Here is a 16228-nt window from a genome sequence, read left to right as displayed (position 1 = left end):
ATTAGTTAAAAACCTGATTTTCCTGTTCCTGAACCCTTATAAAAGTGGTTCTTTTGGAAAGTTCTTTAAGCTTGGAAGCTCCTACATAGGTACAGGTAGAACGTACTCCTCCTAAAATATCTTTCACGGTTTCAGCAACCGGGCCTTTATAAGCTACTTTTACAGTTTTCCCTTCTGAAGCACGGTATTCAGCTACTCCTCCTGAATGTTTATCCATTGCTGTTTTCGAACTCATTCCGTAGAATAAACGGTATTTCTTACCATTTTCTTCAATCATTTCACCACCACTTTCATCATGTCCGGCAAACATTCCGCCCAACATCACGAAATCGGCACCGCCACCAAAAGCTTTGGCAACATCTCCCGGAACTTTACAGCCTCCGTCTGCAATAATATGGCCTCCTAAGCCATGTGCGGCATCAGCACATTCTATGATCGCAGATAATTGCGGATAACCAACGCCTGTTTTTACACGAGTGGTACATACTGAACCAGGTCCAATTCCTACTTTAATGATGTCTGCCCCTACTAAAAGAAGCTCTTCTACCATTTCACCAGTTACAACGTTACCGGCTATGATAATCTTATCAGGAAAATTAGCCCTTGCCGTCTTCACAAATTGAACGAAATGCTCAGAATAACCATTGGCAACATCTATACATAGAAACTCAATTTTTGGATGCTTATCAAGAATCATTCTGATTTTTTCTTCATCTGCTTTCCCTGTTCCGGTACTTAAAGCGATATATTGATGAATACTTTCAGGCTGGCTTTGCAGAAATTGCGTCCATTCTTCAGGAGTATAATGTTTATGTACAGCGGTGATGATCTTATCTTTAGCCAGTTCTACTGCCATTTCAAAAGTTCCTACGGTATCCATATTGGCAGCGATAACAGGAACTCCACTCCATTTCTTTCGGGTATGTTTAAAGATAAATTCCCTTTCCAGATTTACTTCTGAGCGGGATTTCAATGTGGAACGCTTAGGGCGGAACATTACATCCTTAAACCCTAATTTTATGTCATATTCTATACGCATTTTGTAATTATTTGTCAGAATAAAGGTAGTAAATAATCTGAAATGGACTGTTTTTGAAGCGATGGATTTTCCTGTATTATTTCATATTTCCGGTAAGAATATTACTGTCTATCTTCTTTTTGAGGCGGTTAGAAGGTTGCCGGGGAAGCGATATTATTTTTATTTTTTACCACAGGTGATTGGGCATAAGTCACAGTTGCGAAGGGTAAATTTGCATCATCTGCTTAATATGCAGGATCTCAAAAATAAAAAGCGTGAAATCAAATTTCACGCTTTTTTTATCTTTAAATAACAGTATTATTTAGTTTCCTTTACGGTATCAAAAACCATTACTTCTTCCAATGTTTTTATATATTCATACGCGGTAAGGTCAAACTTTACAGGTACAATAGAAATATATCCGTTAGCCAAAGCTGTTTCATCAGCATCTTCAGAATCATCCATATTATTGAAGTACCCAGTTAGCCAGTAATACTTTTTCCCATGTGGATTTACTCTTTCATCAAAGCTTTCTTCCCATTTAGCATGAGCCTGTTTGCAGACCTTTACGCCTTTTATTTCTGATGCAGGAAGTTTCGGAATGTTCACATTCAGAACAATTCCTTTCGGCATTGGATTTTCAAGAGTTCTTCTTACAATACTCTGAATATATTCTTTAGCCTGACTAAAATCTGCTTCCCAACTGAAATCCAGTAATGAGAATCCGATCGCAGGAATTCCTTCAACACCTGCTTCAACAGCAGCAGACATTGTTCCGGAATAGATTACATTAATGGATGAATTAGCACCATGATTAATCCCTGAAACTACAATATCAGGTCTTCTTTTCAGAATTTTATCAAGAGCCATTTTTACACAATCTACAGGAGTTCCACTGCAGGAATAATCTGTTTGTGGGCCATCAAGGGTAACTTCTTCGTAACTAAGTGTAGAGTTAATCGTAATAGCGTGGCCTTTGCCACTTTGAGGAGAGTTGGGGGCTACCACAACTACTTCTCCGATTTCATTCATAAAACTGATCAAATTTCTGATACCCGGAGCTGTAATTCCATCATCATTAGTAACCAGAATAAGCGGTCTTTCCATATATTATCTTAATTTTTTATACAAATGCAGTACAATCTGTTCATTTTAGAATGGAACAAAAAGAATTTTCAACACATCAAATGTAGTTAAAAATAAGACGCAATAAAACAACAGGTTATCATTCATTGATTTAATTTCAGGAATATACACACTACATTTTAGTATGGAAAGGAGCCTGGATAAAGAATGAAATAAACTCCCAATGGGTTAAATTACTTTTGAAATTTAGCATAAGTTTATCATCTTCCAAAGAAAATTTAACAATGAAATTAAAACAGAATAATACTGTGCAGTATTATGTATGGTTTATCATTAATCCAGTGGTTTTCTCCCTGTAATAATGTTATAAAGAATAACAATAATAGCTATTATAAGCAAAACATGAATTAAATAACCTGTGCTTATTCCCGGAACAATTCCTAGCATTCCTAAAAGCCATACAACGATGCAGATGACTGCAACTAACCATAATAAACTTCTCATAATAATAAATTTTAGTGATTTGTTTAAATCTTAGCATATTTTATGCCTTTATGGGGCAAAAGTATTTTTTGTGGTATATATTTATGAATTTTTAAGAAAGCTTTTTTTAAGTTTAAACTTTTAAAAATGGAAGAAATAGTGTGGCTTCACTTTATATTTTCATCAGAGGAGAAGCCTTTGGAAAATAAAACATAAAGATCTCATTGAATAAAAATTCTTAAAACTGTGCGATATTTGTAAATAAGGTATTAAATTTGATCGTTTGTAACAGTCTGCAAATTATTGCTACTTATTACAATACTTATTTTTCAAAAAATTAATAAATAAAGACAGTTTATGTGGAAAAATTTCAAACTGAATAAATTTTTACTACTTATTCCATTAACCAGTCTAATGTTTTGCTTCAACTCGCCGAAGAACGATGATGAAAAGATGCAGACAATAATGGTGAGCGTAAAAAACACTCTTTCTTACCTGCATTATAGTCCGAAGCCTATCAATGATGCCTACTCAAAAGATGTTTATAAGCACTATTTCGAATTGGTAGACCCTGCCAAAAGATACTTCCTGCAATCTGATATGGATGAATTCAATAAGCATGAAACAAAGCTTGATGATTATATCAACCAGGGGGATTTGAGTTTCTATAAACTCACGATAGACAGGCTTTACCAAAGAGTAGATGAAATTGATAAAATTACTCAGGATATTTTCAGCAAGCCTATCAACCTTCAGGAAGATGAAACGCTTACCCTGGAGCCAAAGCTTAAAAAAGTACCCGCAAATAAGCAGGAACAATATAATGAGTGGAAAAAATTCATCAAATACAACATTCTTCAGGAAGTTGAATCGATGAACAGTAAGGAAGAAGCTCAGAAAGAGAAGAAAGACTCTGTTCAGAAGTATAAATTAAACGATACCATTAAGCTTAAAGTTCTTACTCAGGATGAAAAGATCAAAAAAGCTACAGATGAAGTAAAAGATCTTGTAAAAGAGACTTTTACCCGATTTAAAAAGAGAAAGAAAATGGATTGGTTTACGGTGTACATGAATGCTTATACTGAAGTATTCGATCCGCATACCAACTATTATTCTCCAAAAGATAAAGAAGATTTTGATACTCAGTTTACCGGTAAAGTAATTGGTATTGGAGCATTAATTCAGGAGAAAAAAGGAAATCTTTATCTTGGGGCTCTTACCATTGGTGCTCCTGCATGGAAATCCAAGCAGCTTTCAGAAGGAGATAAGATCCTGAAGGTAAAATCAAAACCAAAAGATGATGCTGTAAATGTAGTAGGAATGCTTTCTGATGAAGCTGTAAGATTAATCAGAGGAGAAAAAGGGACACCTGTTACCTTAACCGTTCAGAAAAAAGACGGAACTATTAAAGATGTAACCATGATCCGTGAAGAAGTTGCTATTGAAGATACTTTTGCAAGAAGTATTGTGGTAAATGCTCCGAATGGTAAGAAATATGGATTTATCAACCTTCCAAGCTTTAACGCTGATTTTGAAAATTCAAAAGGAAGAAATGCTTCTGATGATATCAAAAATGAGATTGTTAAACTTAAAGCTCAGAATATTGAAGGAATCATTCTAGATCTTAGAAACAATGGTGGTGGATCACTAACGGAAGTAGGGGATATTATGGGGCTTTTCATGGATGCAGGACCTTACGTACAGGTGAAGGACGGAAATGGAAAAATACAGACTCTAAAGAATAAATATGAAGCTCCAATCTGGACAGGTCCGCTTGTTATCATGCAAAACGAACTTTCAGCATCGGCTTCTGAGATCCTTGCAGGAGTAATGCAGGACTACGGAAGAGCTATGGTAATCGGATCTCCACAGTCTTTCGGAAAAGGAACCGTTCAGACTTTTGTTGACCTGAACAGATTCCTGAATACAGAAGATGATTTCGGATCTTTAAAACTGACGATTCAGAAGTTCTATAGAATCACAGGTGAGTCTACACAGAGAAAAGGAATTGTTTCGGATATTCAGATGAAAGATTTCTTTACCTATGCAGAAGTAGGAGAGCGTTATGACGACTTTGCCCTGGCTTGGGATAAAATTCCGGCTACAAAATTTGAGAAACTTAACTACTTTAATATCCAGGCTCTTGAAAAAGCAAGTTCAGACAGAATGGCCAAGAACAAAAATTACCAGCTTCTGTTAGAATCAGCTCAATGGAGAGAAAAACTGGATAAGGAGGAAAACATTACTTTGAACATCAATAAATTCAATGAAGTGATGAAACACAGAAAATCTCAGATTGAAAAGTTCAAAGTATTGACAAAATTTGAGAACGGATTACAGTTTATTATGTATCCAAGTGAAGTTGAAAGAGAGAAGAAAGACGAAGCTTTCAAAAAGAAATCTGAAATGTGGATCAAGAATCTGAAAAAAGATCTTTACCTGCAGGAAGCAATGAATATTGTATCAGAGATGGGAGTAAAATCATAAACATAAAAAAACCGATAATGAAAATTATCGGTTTTTTTATTGCGTAAATAATAGATTACTTAATTTCTACACATCCTACTCTTCCTCCGGCATTTCCGGTAGGCTGAGTATGGAAATCATCAGCTGCAGCGTGTACAATAAGACCTTTTCCGATGATGTTTTTAGATTCATCTGTACAGCCCAGGCACCATTTATCAGTCTTGAAGGTTAAAACGGCAGTTCCGTTCTGGTCAGCTACCAAATTTCCTATATCTCCCATGTGGAAGTGCTCAGCACCCCATTTTCCGTGATCGTTCTTGGATGGGTTCCAATGTCCGCCTGTAGAGGTTCCGTCTGCTGCAGAGCAGTCACCTTTTTCATGAATGTGTACTGCGTGGATTCCAGGGGTAAGGTTGGTTACATTCAGTTTCATGATAACATCATTTCCCTGCTGGGTAAACTTTGCCGTTCCACCTGTTTGAGTTCCGCTTTTGGCATTTACGGCATACGTTTTTGTAGTTCCGCATGAAGCTGCCAAAAATGCACATCCTGCCAATAATGCTAGTGTTTGTACTTTCATTTTTAAATGATTTATAGTGATATTTATGCTAAAATTAATAAAGATTTTCCAAAACGCTTTATGATTTCAGTTTTTTTTCTGAAGCTCTAGTGAGTATTGCGCTTTAATTAGTTTCCTTTAGTCTCAGAATGTGCATGTTTACCATCCTGATAATTCAGGTTGAAAAAACAACTTTAAAAATCCTTTTTCATTAAAGCATAGTGTTTATAAAGACTATGAAACAATATTATTTAGCAACAATAGACAACTGAAATATACTTAGGATCAATACCTTTGTGATTCTACACTTTTTATTTTGGAAGACTATAAAAAACGGATTGTAAAAACCATACAATATATTGATGCAAACTTTGACGCAGATCTCTCTCTGGAAAGGATAGCAGAGATCAGTGCCTATTCACCTTTTCATTTTCACAGGATTTTTAAGCTGGTTACAGGAGAAACTCTTCAAAATTATATCATCAGGAAAAAAACCGAGAAAAGTGCTTTTTTTCTGGCGGTAAAGAAAGAAATGGAAATCAAAGATATTTACTTTGATCTTGGCTTTTCAAATCACTCGGTTTTCAGCAAGACATTTAAAAAATATTACGGACTTCCTCCTTCAGAATTTCGAAAGAAAGCTCCCGAAACATTTCACAAGATTTTACAAACAGAGCGCAAGAACGGACAAGTTGATACGGTTTTCAGCCAATACATTTGCACTATCGAAAACCTATTAAATTGGGCAATAATGAACTTAAAAATCGAAGTGAAAGAAATGCCGGAAATGAATCTGGCTGCAGTAATGAGCCTGGGGATTGCTAATGTAGAACCCTCATTCAATGTATTGATAGATTGGGCAAAAAAGAATCATTTGTTTCCCCGGGAAAATATCAAAATGCTTTCTGTTTATCATGACAGTTTCAAAGTAACCCCTCCGGATAAAGTCAGAATTCATGCATGTATGCTTCTGGATCAAAAACTTGAGGACTCAAAAGGAGAGGTTTTTTCAGAAACTATTGAAGCTGGAAAGTTTATAGTCGGGAGTGGTGAAGTGACGCTCAACGACTTTGAACAGTGCTGGGTATCCTTATTTTTATGGATGAATGAACACCATTACTCAATGAGAAGAACATTTCCTTTTGAAATCTATCATTCTAATTTTAAAGAACATCCGGAAGGAAAAATGATCGTGGATTTTTGTATTCCTATCGGGTAATTTTAACAGGTAAGTCTTGGTATTTACCATTCGGTTACAAAAGAATGCCTTTCAGTAATTATTTTTTTACAAAAAGGCATTTTTCATATTATTTTTGAACCAGATATTAAAAACTATGAAAACTCAAGGACAAAAAATACTACTTCTGCTTTCCTTTTTTGCTTTTATACTGGGATATTCCCAGGTGAAAGTTTCAGGAAAAGTAACGTATAGAAACAAAGGAATAGGAGAAGTAAATGTCACTTTAAAAGATACATATGATGGTGCAACAACTGATGCTCAGGGGAACTTTTCTTTTGAAACGACTGAAAAAGGCAATCACATATTAACTTTTACTCATCCCAAGTATGAAGAAGTGGAAAGAAGCATTGTTATTGATAATCAGGAGGTAATGTTGAATATGCAGCTTAAAGAACAAATCAGTGAAATTGATGCCGTAGTGGTTTCTGCGGGTTCCATTGAGGCCAGTGATAAAAAAAGAGCAACCGCATTGCTTTCTCCTATCGATATCTATACTACAGCCGGTGCGGACGGACAAATTTCTTCAGCTTTAACATATCTTCCGGGAGTACAGAAAGTTGGAGGTACCGAAGGGTTATTCATCAGAGGAGGTACCGGAACTGAAACCAAAATCTTTATGGATGGCAGCCTTATCAACAATTATTTTTCCAATTCTATTCCGGGAATTGCAGGGAGAGATCAGTTCAATACTTCTTTGTTTAAAGGAAATATATTTTCCAGTGGCGGATACTCTGCATTATACGGACAGGCTCTTTCCGGGGCATTATTACTGGAAAGTGTTGACCTGCCGGATCAGAGTTCCTATGATTTTGGAATTTCACCGATCTTTTTAAGCGCAGGTTTCCAGAGGCTTAGTGAAGATAAAAACCATTCCTATGGAGCGACCCTTGGATATTCAATGTTGAATTTGATGCAAAAGGTTTTTAATTTCAATACAAATTTTATTGATGCTCCCAAAGGATTGAACAGTGACTTCAACTTTAGAATTAAAACAAAGTCAGGAGGATTTTTAAAATATTACGGAATGTATAATTCCAACAAAATGGGGGTGAAAACAGAGAGTTTGGAACCCGGATATGATTTTGCCCTGGTAAGATTAAATGGTGCAAATACGTATCATAACCTCTCTTTCAGGCAGAAATTCGGAAAATATCTTCTCAATGTGGGTGGTTCTTACTCATATAACAAATCAGATCTTAATTTCTCTACCGAAACCAATGAAGTAGAATCAGGTAAAACCAGATTGTTAACAGATGGAAATTATATTAATTTCAAGGCTGTTATGGAAAGAAAAATAAATAGGATCAGTGCATTGAGAGGAGGTTTAGAGTTCAATAATACGAATGAAAAGCTAGACTTTGAGCAGGTGAACAAACGATATAAAGATTTGATTTCTTCTGCTTTTGTAGAAACAGATTTAGGCTTCAGTAATGCATTGTCTGCTAAAGTAGGGGTGCGAGCAGAGCATTCATCCTATTTAAATAAAAGTAATATTGCTCCCCGGTTAGCATTGGCTTATCGTTTTGCAAAAGACTGGACAAGCTCTATTGCGTATGGACTTTTCTATCAAAATCCTGAAAGTAAATATATCAAGGGCCCGGCTAACCTGGGTTTTCAAAAATCACAACATTATATTTTTCAGATTCAGAGAGCTTCAGAAGGAAGAACCTTACGTTTTGAGGCATTTTATAAAAAATATGATCAGTTAATTAAAACATTTAATGTAACACCGGACAAAGAACAAAATCAACAGGTACAAACTGCAATGAATAATGACGGTTATGGTTATGCCAAAGGACTTGAATTGTTCTGGAGAGACAATAAAAAAACATTCAAAAATATAGATTACTGGATTACCTATTCATTCCTGGATTCTAAAAGAGATTTTCTCAATTATCCGGTGAGTCTCAAACCGAGTTTTGCAGCAGAACACACCCTTTCTGCTGTGGTAAAGAGATTCATTCCTGAATGGAAACTTGGGGTAAACCTGTCATACACTTATGCAAAAGGACGACCTTATTATGATATTGCCTCTACATTTGAGAATGGAAAGGCAGTTAATTATACCAGAAATGAAGGAAGACTGAAAGACTATAATGCCCTTAATTTCAGTATCAATTATCTTCCCAATCTTGGAAAAAAGGATGCACGGGCATTTACGGTATTTGTGTTAAGTATTTCCAACGTGCTGGGATCGAAAAATGTGTATGGCTATAATTTTTCAGTAGACGGGGCAAGAAGCTCAGCTGTGGTTCCACCTGTAAACACCTTTGTATTTGTGGGAGCTTTTATAAGTTTCGGAGCAGATAAAACACAAGACGCTATCAATAATAACCTATAAAAAACTAACTTCGAAGAACCTTATTACTAACTTTTAAAATTAATAGTATGAAAAAATACCTTTTAAGCTTTGCTTTAGCTTTTATGAGTTTAACTGCTTTTGCTCAGACAGATTATGAAAAAATAATGACTGAGAAAATTGCAAAAATTGAAACGTGCAAAACTGCAGAAGACTTTCAGACCCTTGCCAATGACTTTCAAAGAATAGGAAGTAAAGAAAGTTCACAATGGCTTCCTCAATACTATGCTGCTTTCGCTTCTATCCAAAAAGGAAGAATTATGATGCGAGGCGGACAGGTGCAGGATCTCGATGGGGTTGCTGCACAGGCTGAAAAATACCTGGGAATGGCTCAGAATCTCGCAGGGGCAGATAATGCTGAAATTCATTTATTGAGAAAAATGGCCTATTCTATGCGAATGATGGTGAATCCGCAGCAACGATATATGACCGATGGAGCAAGAGCCGGGGAAGAGCTTAATATTGCAGAGAAATTGGATCCGGGCAATCCGAGAATAGCCTTGATTAAAGCAGAAGACACTTATTTTACGCCTGAACAATATGGTGGGAGTAAAACTAAAGGAATAGAGCAGTTTAAGGCTGCATTGGCAAAATTTAATGCTTATAAGCCGAAAACTTCCTTAGATCCGAACTGGGGTAAATCTGAAGCCGAATACTTTCTAAGCTTACCGGCAGAAAATAAATAATAATCTAATCGAAGGGCCTCAAATATCAGGCTTAAAAAAGAAAAAGTACCACATCACTATGGTACTTTTTCTTTATATAAAAGTGAATTTTACTCACATAGACTCCAGTCTTTGGTACAAAATCCTGCTTTGTTTCTGCACATATTCCATGCGCAACCATCATCATTTCCTGGTTCTCTTGGAATTGTATCTCCGCCTGAAATATTCTTTTGTTCGTTTCTGGAAAGGCTCTTTAAACCTTTTAGTTTAATTTGTTTCTTCATTATTAGTTTGTTTCTTGATGTTCCTATTTTTTAACTTTTTTCGGAAATACAATATTATATTTTCCTAATGTTTAGATTAATTTTACTTGTTCGGGTATTAGCATGCAAATACTGAGCATCTTCCATACTGATTTCTGCACATATTCCATCCGCAGCCATCATCCTCAAAAGGATCTTTTGGAATTAAACCACCACCCACTTTCTTTTGCTCATCTCTAGTCAGTTTTTTTAGCTCTTTGAATTTAATTTGTTTTTTCATTTTTAGTTTGTTTTTTGATATTCCTACTCTTTAAGCTTTTCGGATAACGCTGTTTTTATATTTCTCCAATTTAGGATAAATATTGTTATTCGCAAAATTATTATTATTAAAATATTTGTTTTTCAATGAATATATTGCTGATTTATGTTTTTTTTGTGTGAAATTAATAATACTGTGTATGGGGCCTGATGAGGCACAATTCAATATTATTTATATGTACGGCTCAGCGATAAAAACTAACCTTTCGGTAAAAAATAATTTTTGATACCTTTAATAAAAGCTATTTTTGAATCAAGAAAACTCATCATGAAACGTAAGGATATTATCACCATGTTTTGGATTTCATTCATAGTCTCCATGTTTTTCTTTTTTGCCTTTACAGGAGAGAAAAATCTGGAAAACTTTGTACTGACCATACTCATTTCACTTCTGTATACATTTGTATTAGGTGGTGGAAACGGCTTGTTGAACAACTTTCTCAACAAAAAGTTTCCCTGGTCTGAGGAGACATCCAAAAGAGCGGTGATAAGCATTATTTCCGTTATCATTATCAACATTATATTAGTCTATTTTTGTAACTATATCAATTTTGTATTGATCCAGAAAGCGGCTACTACGGAAGAATATTTTTCAGGAAAATATAACCTTGCCAACTGGTTTACCATCAACATTGCATTGCTTATTTCTGCCTTTCTTCACGCCAAAGGTTTTATGCAGGAACTGAAGAAGACTTCCAGAAAAGAAGTGGTAGAGCAGAAGCTCATTGCCAAGTCTGCCAATGCACAGTTTGAAAGTTTAAAAAATCAGCTGGACCCTCACTTTCTTTTTAATTCTTTAAATGTTTTAAGTTCATTGATTGATGAGAACCCTAATCAGGCACAGAAGTTTACCGCTTCAATGTCAAAGATTTACCGTTATGTACTTGAACAGAAAGATAAAGAGCTGGTAACAGTGGAAGATGAAATAGAATTTGCCAGAACCTATTGTGATCTTTTAAAAACTAGGTTTGAAGACAGTGTTGATTTTACTTTTGATGTTAAGAAAGAAGACTACCGGAAATTTGTGGTACCCCTGTCATTACAGCTTCTGTTGGAAAACTGTATTAAACATAATTTTGCCACATCATCAAAGCCATTGGTCATTAGAATTTTTTCAGAAAATGATATTCTTTGTATTGAGAATAATTTACAGGTAAGGGAACAGATCAAAGAAAGCTCGGGCATTGGATTGGCGAATATTGTACAACGGTATTCTCTGCTTACTAAAAGAAATGTTTTCATTGAAAAATCTGAAGATTATTTTAAAGTAAAACTTCCGATGCTTATTAATAAGCCTCATATTGTCAGTGAAAAGTCTGATGATGATCTTAAAGCTTATAAGAAAGCTCAGAAGAGAATGAAAGAGATCAAGGATTTCTATATGAACCTGATTTCTTACTGTATTGTGATTCCCTTTTTGATCTTTATTAATCTTTTTACCAAAAGCTCGTTTCACTGGTTTTGGTTTCCGGTATTCGGATGGGGAATTGGAGTAGCTTCTCATGCTTTTCAGGTTTTCGGAGTGGGAGATTCATGGCAGGAAAAGAAGATCCGTGAAATTATGAACAATCAAAAAAATAATAATGATGGAAACATTTAACGAAAATGATATTCAATATCAGAAAGCAAAAAGATATGTTGAGAAACTAAGAGGTTTTTACGCTCATTTATTTGTCTATGTCATTATTAATGTGTTGATTGTCTTTTACAATTATAGCCATCTGAAGCCCGGAGAAAGTTATTTTGAGTTCAAGAATTTCTTTACCCTTACATTCTGGGGTATTGGGATATTGGCGCATGCCATGACAGTCTTCCTTTCAAAAAATGGCTACCTGCAGAATTGGGAGGAAAAGAAGATTCGTGAATTGATGGAAAAAGACAGGAAAAACCAATAGGATAGTGAAATAATAAGACAAAATTTTCATTAAGTCTTTTAATCTCCTTTTTACTTTTTATCTATAAAAACACCTTAAAACAGTAATAAAAATGAATGCTTTAGAAATTCTGTACATACTATCCATGATGGCTTGGTTTCTTAGTGAGTTTCTTTATAAAAACATGTTGAAATCCGGAAAAGATGATAAAAAAGGAAAGGACAAATCCACCCTTAATATTCTCTGGCTGGCGATCCCTTTTTCAATTGCAGCAGCAATAACGATTTCCAATCTTTCAACGTTACCGATTAGCCAAGGAAACTGGATAATGTATGGGGGAGAGGCCCTTATTCTTATCGGTATTATTTTCAGGTTTATCATTATCAGATCTTTAGGGAAATACTTTACGGTGGATGTTACCATTAAAGAAGATCACAAGATCAAAAGAGAAGGCTTTTATAAGTATTTGAGACATCCATCATATGCTTTTTCTCTGCTTACTTCTTTGGGACTTGGGTTATATCTCAATAATTGGCTGTCACTTGTTTTTGCTTTTTTACCTCCGTTTTTAGCCTTTGCTTATAGAATCAAAATAGAAGAACAGGCTCTCGTAGAACAATTCGGTGACGAATATATTCAATACAGAAAAACGACAAAAAAACTCATTCCGTTTATCTACTAAATTTCTTAAATATCCAGCTTATAAGACTATGTGGCTCTATGGCTTAATTTAGTGTAACCACGTAAAATATGCTTGCTGCAAATTCTGGATTTTCTTTCGCCTAAATGCAGAATATTACTTAAAAATTTTAGGACTTTACATTCCAACAAACAATATCAAAGAAATTTTGATTTTTGTATCCCTTTCAACTCTATACAATTCATTACTCCTTTATTTTTTACCATTCGGGAAGCATAATCTACCGTTCGGTCATATAAAATTGATTTGAGGATCATTTCCGCCATACATTTGACTCAAGAAAAGAACAAATTAACCTTAAAAAATAAAAAATATGGAAACTTTTAATAAAGATACAACCGCTTATGAAAGAGCATCAAGAAGAGTAAAAGAATTAAAAGAATTCTACGGAAATCTTACCTCATTCTGTATTGTAATTCCGTTTCTGGCTTTTTTAAATCTTATGACGGCTCCTGGCTATTTATGGTTCCTATGGCCAATGCTGGGCTGGGGAATCGGAATCACATTTCACGCTGTAAATGTATTTGGAATTGGAAAAAGCTGGGAAGAGAACAAGATTAAAGAACTGATGGCTGAAGAGAACAAAAAAACTAAAACATTATAATAACTTAAAAAAACAATATATCATGGATTATAACAGAGCATACAACAGAGTTCAGCAATTGAAAAAATTCTATAAAAACCTAATGTGGTTTGGGATTATATCAGTAATTGTTATTGGAGATGATTGGTTTAATGATGAATTGCATTACCAAATGTTTGGTGGGCACTTACTGTTAGGCATTTGGGCGCTGATTCTTATAGTGAAAGCTATTTCATTATTTATTTTTAATGATGAATGGGAGGCAGGAATCATTGAAAAAGAGGTGGGAAAAAATAAGAAAACGTTAGATTTTTAAATTTGATTATTTTGTCTAATTTTATTTCTCAATTTTAAAACTAAAACTATTAGCTCAATGATCAAGACTGTAATAATCGAAGACGAAAAACCCGCTTCAAGGAAATTAGAGAGAATGTTAAGTAATTTTCCTGATATTGAGGTAGTTGCTAAAATAGAATCTGTAGAAGAAGGAGTTGTCTGGTTTTCTGAAAATGAACATCCGCAGTTGATTTTTTCAGATATTGTTCTTGGAGACGGATTGTCATTCGATATCTTTGAAAAAGTTCCAACCAAAGGATTTATCATTTATACGACAGCATTTGATCAATATACCCTAAAAGCCTTTAAATTAAATAGTATAGATTACCTATTAAAACCAATTCTTGAAGAGGATCTTTCAGGCGCTATCGAGAAATTTAAATCTTTTATACCTTCCAATAATGATATTGGATCACAGGACATCAAGCAGCTGATAAAAAAAGAAAAATCTGTTCTTTCAAGAGTTTTAGTGAAAATAGGATACAACCTGAAAATTGTTCAGACTCACGAAATAAGTTGTTTTTTCAGTGAGAATAAGATTGTGTATCTTCAGACTGATGAACGTTCGTATCCTTCAGATTTTACATTGGATGAACTGGCTGAAATTCTGGATGAGAAAAAGTTTTTTCGTGTTAACAGACAGTTTATTATCAATTCTGAATACATTAAGAATATTCACACTTCACCTTATTACAAAGTAGAACTTGAATTTCAGCCTCAGGAAGAAATTACAATAAGCCGGGACCGTGTCAAAGACTTTAAAGACTGGCTCGTAAGCTAAAAAATACAAAACACCCCGAATCCTGTATCCCAATTTACACCTCACTCACCCAGCACCTCCTAATCCGCATTTCGAATCACCAAAAACATAACCATGGATCTCATTCTCTTACTTTTCAGACTTCTCCTTTCCATTTTTTCATCCTGATGACCGGGAATAAAAATCACTGGCAGATTTTGTAAACTGATGAAAGGCTTTTGTTATTTCTGTTTTGTGTTTATGCGTCAGTGGGAAAGGAACCATGTGAGAATAATCAAAAGGAAAATCCTTTATTTCAACATCTACATGGATGTTTCTGTAACCTCCTTGTAGTGTATTTAATGCTTCCATTGGCGGAGCTACCGTATCTTTTTCTAAGACATAAGCTTTTATTTGGGACTGGATTTCATGAATTCGGTCCTCTCTTTCTCTTTGGAAATAATTGTACCTGAGCATTTTTTTGAACCAGCTTTCCTGTGGATGAAGTTCATCATCCTGATAATGCTTCAGCCTGCTATCAAATTTAAAATCAGAACTTAATAATTCTGTAAAAACAGACTGCATTTTAATCGTAGCCTGGGAATCCATGATGTATTTTGAAATCGGAAACATCCGGTCAATGGTCATACCGCCGCAAAAACAAAATACTTTGGATTGCGTGAAGAAGCTATGTGGATCAGCCATTTTAATAATCATAGACAGAAATGAACCTATTGAATATCCAAACAGATCCAGGCTGGCATCCGAAGCGATGCTTTTAATTTTGTGACCTTTAATTTCCTTCACTACTTCAATGATATCCGAGTAGGTTTGTAATCCTGACCAGAAAATTCGTTGGGGATGAGCTTCCAATCTCGAACTTGTTGCGGCATTTACATAAGAAAAGTGAGTGTTTTCCGGATATTTCTCTTTTCTGAACTTGACGATTTCTGTCATTTGGTGCCGGTCGCTCCACATAGCTTCAGCGCGATCCATGTGAAAAGCAATAGGAAATAATAGGATTGCTTTACGGGTTTTCTGAGCCAATTCATAAGCCCACGGAAGGTACTTATCCCATTTTTTTTCATTCAGCCCGTGGAAAAAGATAATACAGCCGTCAGCCGTTTCTATATCAGCCCTTTTGAGAACATGATACTCAAACTTTTTATTGCATTCAATGTCAAAATCCTTTATATCTATTGAAGATTGTTGATATGCCAGATAAGCATTTTCATTGACTTGTAAAGGATGATGATGTTTAGGACAATCCAGATTATCAGAACCATAAAGCAGGTCCGAAACTTTGGATTCAAAAGGAATAGATTCAATGGTTACATTCAGATCTCTGATTTCCACAATGTCTTTTCTGGAATCAAAATGATTTTTCAATACTTCATACAATTCATAATATTCCATAACAAGATCATTGAGGGTTCATATTTAGAACAATTAATTTATGTATTTATTTCAGTAAAGTATTGATTTTTAAAGGGTAAAAGTATTCCAGACATAACATCAATAAGAATCCATCCAAAACAA

General features: G+C 34.9%; 17 protein-coding genes. 10 read left to right on the top strand and 7 right to left on the bottom strand.

Annotated elements, in window-relative coordinates; translation table 11 throughout:
* Window position 1: 1 nt before the first annotated feature.
* The 3 genes from EG344_RS11325 to EG344_RS11315 all read right to left on the bottom strand — a co-directional run bounded on the left by EG344_RS11325 (window position 2) and on the right by EG344_RS11315 (window position 2608).
* Window positions 2-1039 (bottom strand): GMP reductase, encoded by a 1038-nt coding sequence (locus EG344_RS11325; RefSeq protein WP_123909521.1) that lies wholly within the window; start codon window positions 1037-1039, stop codon window positions 2-4.
* A gap of 297 nt (window positions 1040-1336) precedes the next feature.
* Window positions 1337-2125, bottom strand: a complete 789-nt coding sequence (gene surE / locus EG344_RS11320; RefSeq protein WP_123909520.1) for a 5'/3'-nucleotidase SurE — start codon at window positions 2123-2125, stop codon at window positions 1337-1339.
* A gap of 312 nt (window positions 2126-2437) precedes the next feature.
* Window positions 2438-2608 (bottom strand): lmo0937 family membrane protein, encoded by a 171-nt coding sequence (locus tag EG344_RS11315; RefSeq protein WP_123858417.1) that lies wholly within the window; start codon window positions 2606-2608, stop codon window positions 2438-2440.
* Window positions 2609-2944: 336 nt separating this feature from the next.
* Here EG344_RS11315 and EG344_RS11310 point away from each other — a divergent pair, with 336 nt between their 5' ends.
* Window positions 2945-5074: a carboxy terminal-processing peptidase gene (locus EG344_RS11310; RefSeq protein ID WP_123909519.1), complete on the top strand. Its 2130-nt coding sequence runs from the start codon at window positions 2945-2947 to the stop codon at window positions 5072-5074.
* Between the two features lie 55 nt (window positions 5075-5129).
* Here the strand turns inward: EG344_RS11310 and EG344_RS11305 are convergent, their stop codons facing one another.
* On the bottom strand, window positions 5130-5633 hold the full coding sequence (locus tag EG344_RS11305) for a superoxide dismutase family protein (protein WP_123858419.1): 504 nt from the start codon (window positions 5631-5633) through the stop codon (window positions 5130-5132).
* Window positions 5634-5928: 295 nt separating this feature from the next.
* Here EG344_RS11305 and EG344_RS11300 point away from each other — a divergent pair, with 295 nt between their 5' ends.
* From EG344_RS11300 to EG344_RS11290, 3 genes are all read left to right on the top strand, one after another.
* A complete protein-coding gene (locus EG344_RS11300; protein ID WP_123909518.1) occupies window positions 5929-6831 on the top strand; it encodes a GyrI-like domain-containing protein in 903 nt (300 codons plus the stop codon).
* Window positions 6832-6946: 115 nt separating this feature from the next.
* The gene (locus EG344_RS11295; RefSeq protein WP_123909517.1) at window positions 6947-9193 is read left to right on the top strand and encodes a TonB-dependent receptor; all 2247 of its coding nucleotides are present in this window, start codon (window positions 6947-6949) and stop codon (window positions 9191-9193) included.
* A 47-nt stretch (window positions 9194-9240) separates the two neighbouring features.
* Complete coding sequence (locus EG344_RS11290; RefSeq protein WP_123909516.1) at window positions 9241-9897, top strand: hypothetical protein; 657 nt, start codon at window positions 9241-9243, stop codon at window positions 9895-9897.
* A gap of 89 nt (window positions 9898-9986) precedes the next feature.
* Here the strand turns inward: EG344_RS11290 and EG344_RS23915 are convergent, their stop codons facing one another.
* Both EG344_RS23915 and EG344_RS23910 read right to left on the bottom strand, forming a co-directional pair.
* Entirely contained in the window at window positions 9987-10160 is a 174-nt protein-coding gene (locus EG344_RS23915) for a hypothetical protein (RefSeq protein ID WP_164464423.1), read from the bottom strand.
* A gap of 97 nt (window positions 10161-10257) precedes the next feature.
* Window positions 10258-10419, bottom strand: a complete 162-nt coding sequence (locus EG344_RS23910; RefSeq protein ID WP_164464422.1) for a hypothetical protein — start codon at window positions 10417-10419, stop codon at window positions 10258-10260.
* A 306-nt stretch (window positions 10420-10725) separates the two neighbouring features.
* Here EG344_RS23910 and EG344_RS11285 point away from each other — a divergent pair, with 306 nt between their 5' ends.
* The 6 genes from EG344_RS11285 (at window position 10726) to EG344_RS11260 (ending at window position 14731) form a co-directional block, all read left to right on the top strand.
* Window positions 10726-12057 (top strand): 2TM domain-containing protein, encoded by a 1332-nt coding sequence (locus EG344_RS11285; protein ID WP_123858423.1) that lies wholly within the window; start codon window positions 10726-10728, stop codon window positions 12055-12057.
* Window positions 12041-12352 carry a 2TM domain-containing protein gene (locus EG344_RS11280; protein ID WP_228412914.1) on the top strand — a complete coding sequence of 104 codons (312 nt, stop codon included), beginning with the start codon at window positions 12041-12043 and terminating at the stop codon, window positions 12350-12352. Before EG344_RS11285 ends, EG344_RS11280 begins: the two co-directional genes overlap by 17 nt.
* 91 nt (window positions 12353-12443) lie before the next feature.
* On the top strand, window positions 12444-13013 hold the full coding sequence (locus EG344_RS11275) for a methyltransferase family protein (protein WP_123909515.1): 570 nt from the start codon (window positions 12444-12446) through the stop codon (window positions 13011-13013).
* Between the two features lie 331 nt (window positions 13014-13344).
* On the top strand, window positions 13345-13635 hold the full coding sequence (locus EG344_RS11270; RefSeq protein ID WP_123909514.1) for a 2TM domain-containing protein: 291 nt from the start codon (window positions 13345-13347) through the stop codon (window positions 13633-13635).
* 22 nt (window positions 13636-13657) lie between these two features.
* Window positions 13658-13930, top strand: a complete 273-nt coding sequence (locus EG344_RS11265) for a 2TM domain-containing protein (protein WP_123909513.1) — start codon at window positions 13658-13660, stop codon at window positions 13928-13930.
* A 57-nt stretch (window positions 13931-13987) separates the two neighbouring features.
* On the top strand, window positions 13988-14731 hold the full coding sequence (locus tag EG344_RS11260; RefSeq protein WP_123909512.1) for a LytR/AlgR family response regulator transcription factor: 744 nt from the start codon (window positions 13988-13990) through the stop codon (window positions 14729-14731).
* A 138-nt stretch (window positions 14732-14869) separates the two neighbouring features.
* Here EG344_RS11260 and EG344_RS11255 read toward each other — a convergent pair whose 3' ends face one another.
* Window positions 14870-16105 carry a DUF6051 family protein gene (locus EG344_RS11255; RefSeq protein ID WP_123909511.1) on the bottom strand — a complete coding sequence of 412 codons (1236 nt, stop codon included), beginning with the start codon at window positions 16103-16105 and terminating at the stop codon, window positions 14870-14872.
* Window positions 16106-16228 lie beyond the last annotated feature (123 nt).

The organism is Chryseobacterium sp. G0162, from assembly GCF_003815715.1.
GTDB lineage: Bacteria > Bacteroidota > Bacteroidia > Flavobacteriales > Weeksellaceae > Chryseobacterium.
The sequence above is the reverse complement of the archived record's forward strand: the minus strand, read 5'-3'. Positions and strand labels throughout refer to the sequence as shown.

Coding starts and splice junctions, on each gene's coding strand:
- EG344_RS11275 (WP_123909515.1), top strand. CDS start 12,444: ATGAATGCTTTAGAAATTCTGTACATACTATCCATGATGGCTTGGTTT.
- EG344_RS11295 (WP_123909517.1), top strand. CDS start 6,947: ATGAAAACTCAAGGACAAAAAATACTACTTCTGCTTTCCTTTTTTGCT.
- EG344_RS11270 (WP_123909514.1), top strand. CDS start 13,345: ATGGAAACTTTTAATAAAGATACAACCGCTTATGAAAGAGCATCAAGA.
- EG344_RS11305 (WP_123858419.1), bottom strand. CDS start 5,633: ATGAAAGTACAAACACTAGCATTATTGGCAGGATGTGCATTTTTGGCA.
- EG344_RS11280 (WP_228412914.1), top strand. CDS start 12,041: ATGATGGAAACATTTAACGAAAATGATATTCAATATCAGAAAGCAAAA.
- surE (WP_123909520.1), bottom strand. CDS start 2,125: ATGGAAAGACCGCTTATTCTGGTTACTAATGATGATGGAATTACAGCT.
- EG344_RS23915 (WP_164464423.1), bottom strand. CDS start 10,160: ATGAAGAAACAAATTAAACTAAAAGGTTTAAAGAGCCTTTCCAGAAAC.
- EG344_RS11310 (WP_123909519.1), top strand. CDS start 2,945: ATGTGGAAAAATTTCAAACTGAATAAATTTTTACTACTTATTCCATTA.
- EG344_RS11315 (WP_123858417.1), bottom strand. CDS start 2,608: ATGAGAAGTTTATTATGGTTAGTTGCAGTCATCTGCATCGTTGTATGG.
- EG344_RS11265 (WP_123909513.1), top strand. CDS start 13,658: ATGGATTATAACAGAGCATACAACAGAGTTCAGCAATTGAAAAAATTC.
- EG344_RS11325 (WP_123909521.1), bottom strand. CDS start 1,039: ATGCGTATAGAATATGACATAAAATTAGGGTTTAAGGATGTAATGTTC.
- EG344_RS23910 (WP_164464422.1), bottom strand. CDS start 10,419: ATGAAAAAACAAATTAAATTCAAAGAGCTAAAAAAACTGACTAGAGAT.
- EG344_RS11260 (WP_123909512.1), top strand. CDS start 13,988: ATGATCAAGACTGTAATAATCGAAGACGAAAAACCCGCTTCAAGGAAA.
- EG344_RS11285 (WP_123858423.1), top strand. CDS start 10,726: ATGAAACGTAAGGATATTATCACCATGTTTTGGATTTCATTCATAGTC.
- EG344_RS11255 (WP_123909511.1), bottom strand. CDS start 16,105: ATGGAATATTATGAATTGTATGAAGTATTGAAAAATCATTTTGATTCC.
- EG344_RS11290 (WP_123909516.1), top strand. CDS start 9,241: ATGAAAAAATACCTTTTAAGCTTTGCTTTAGCTTTTATGAGTTTAACT.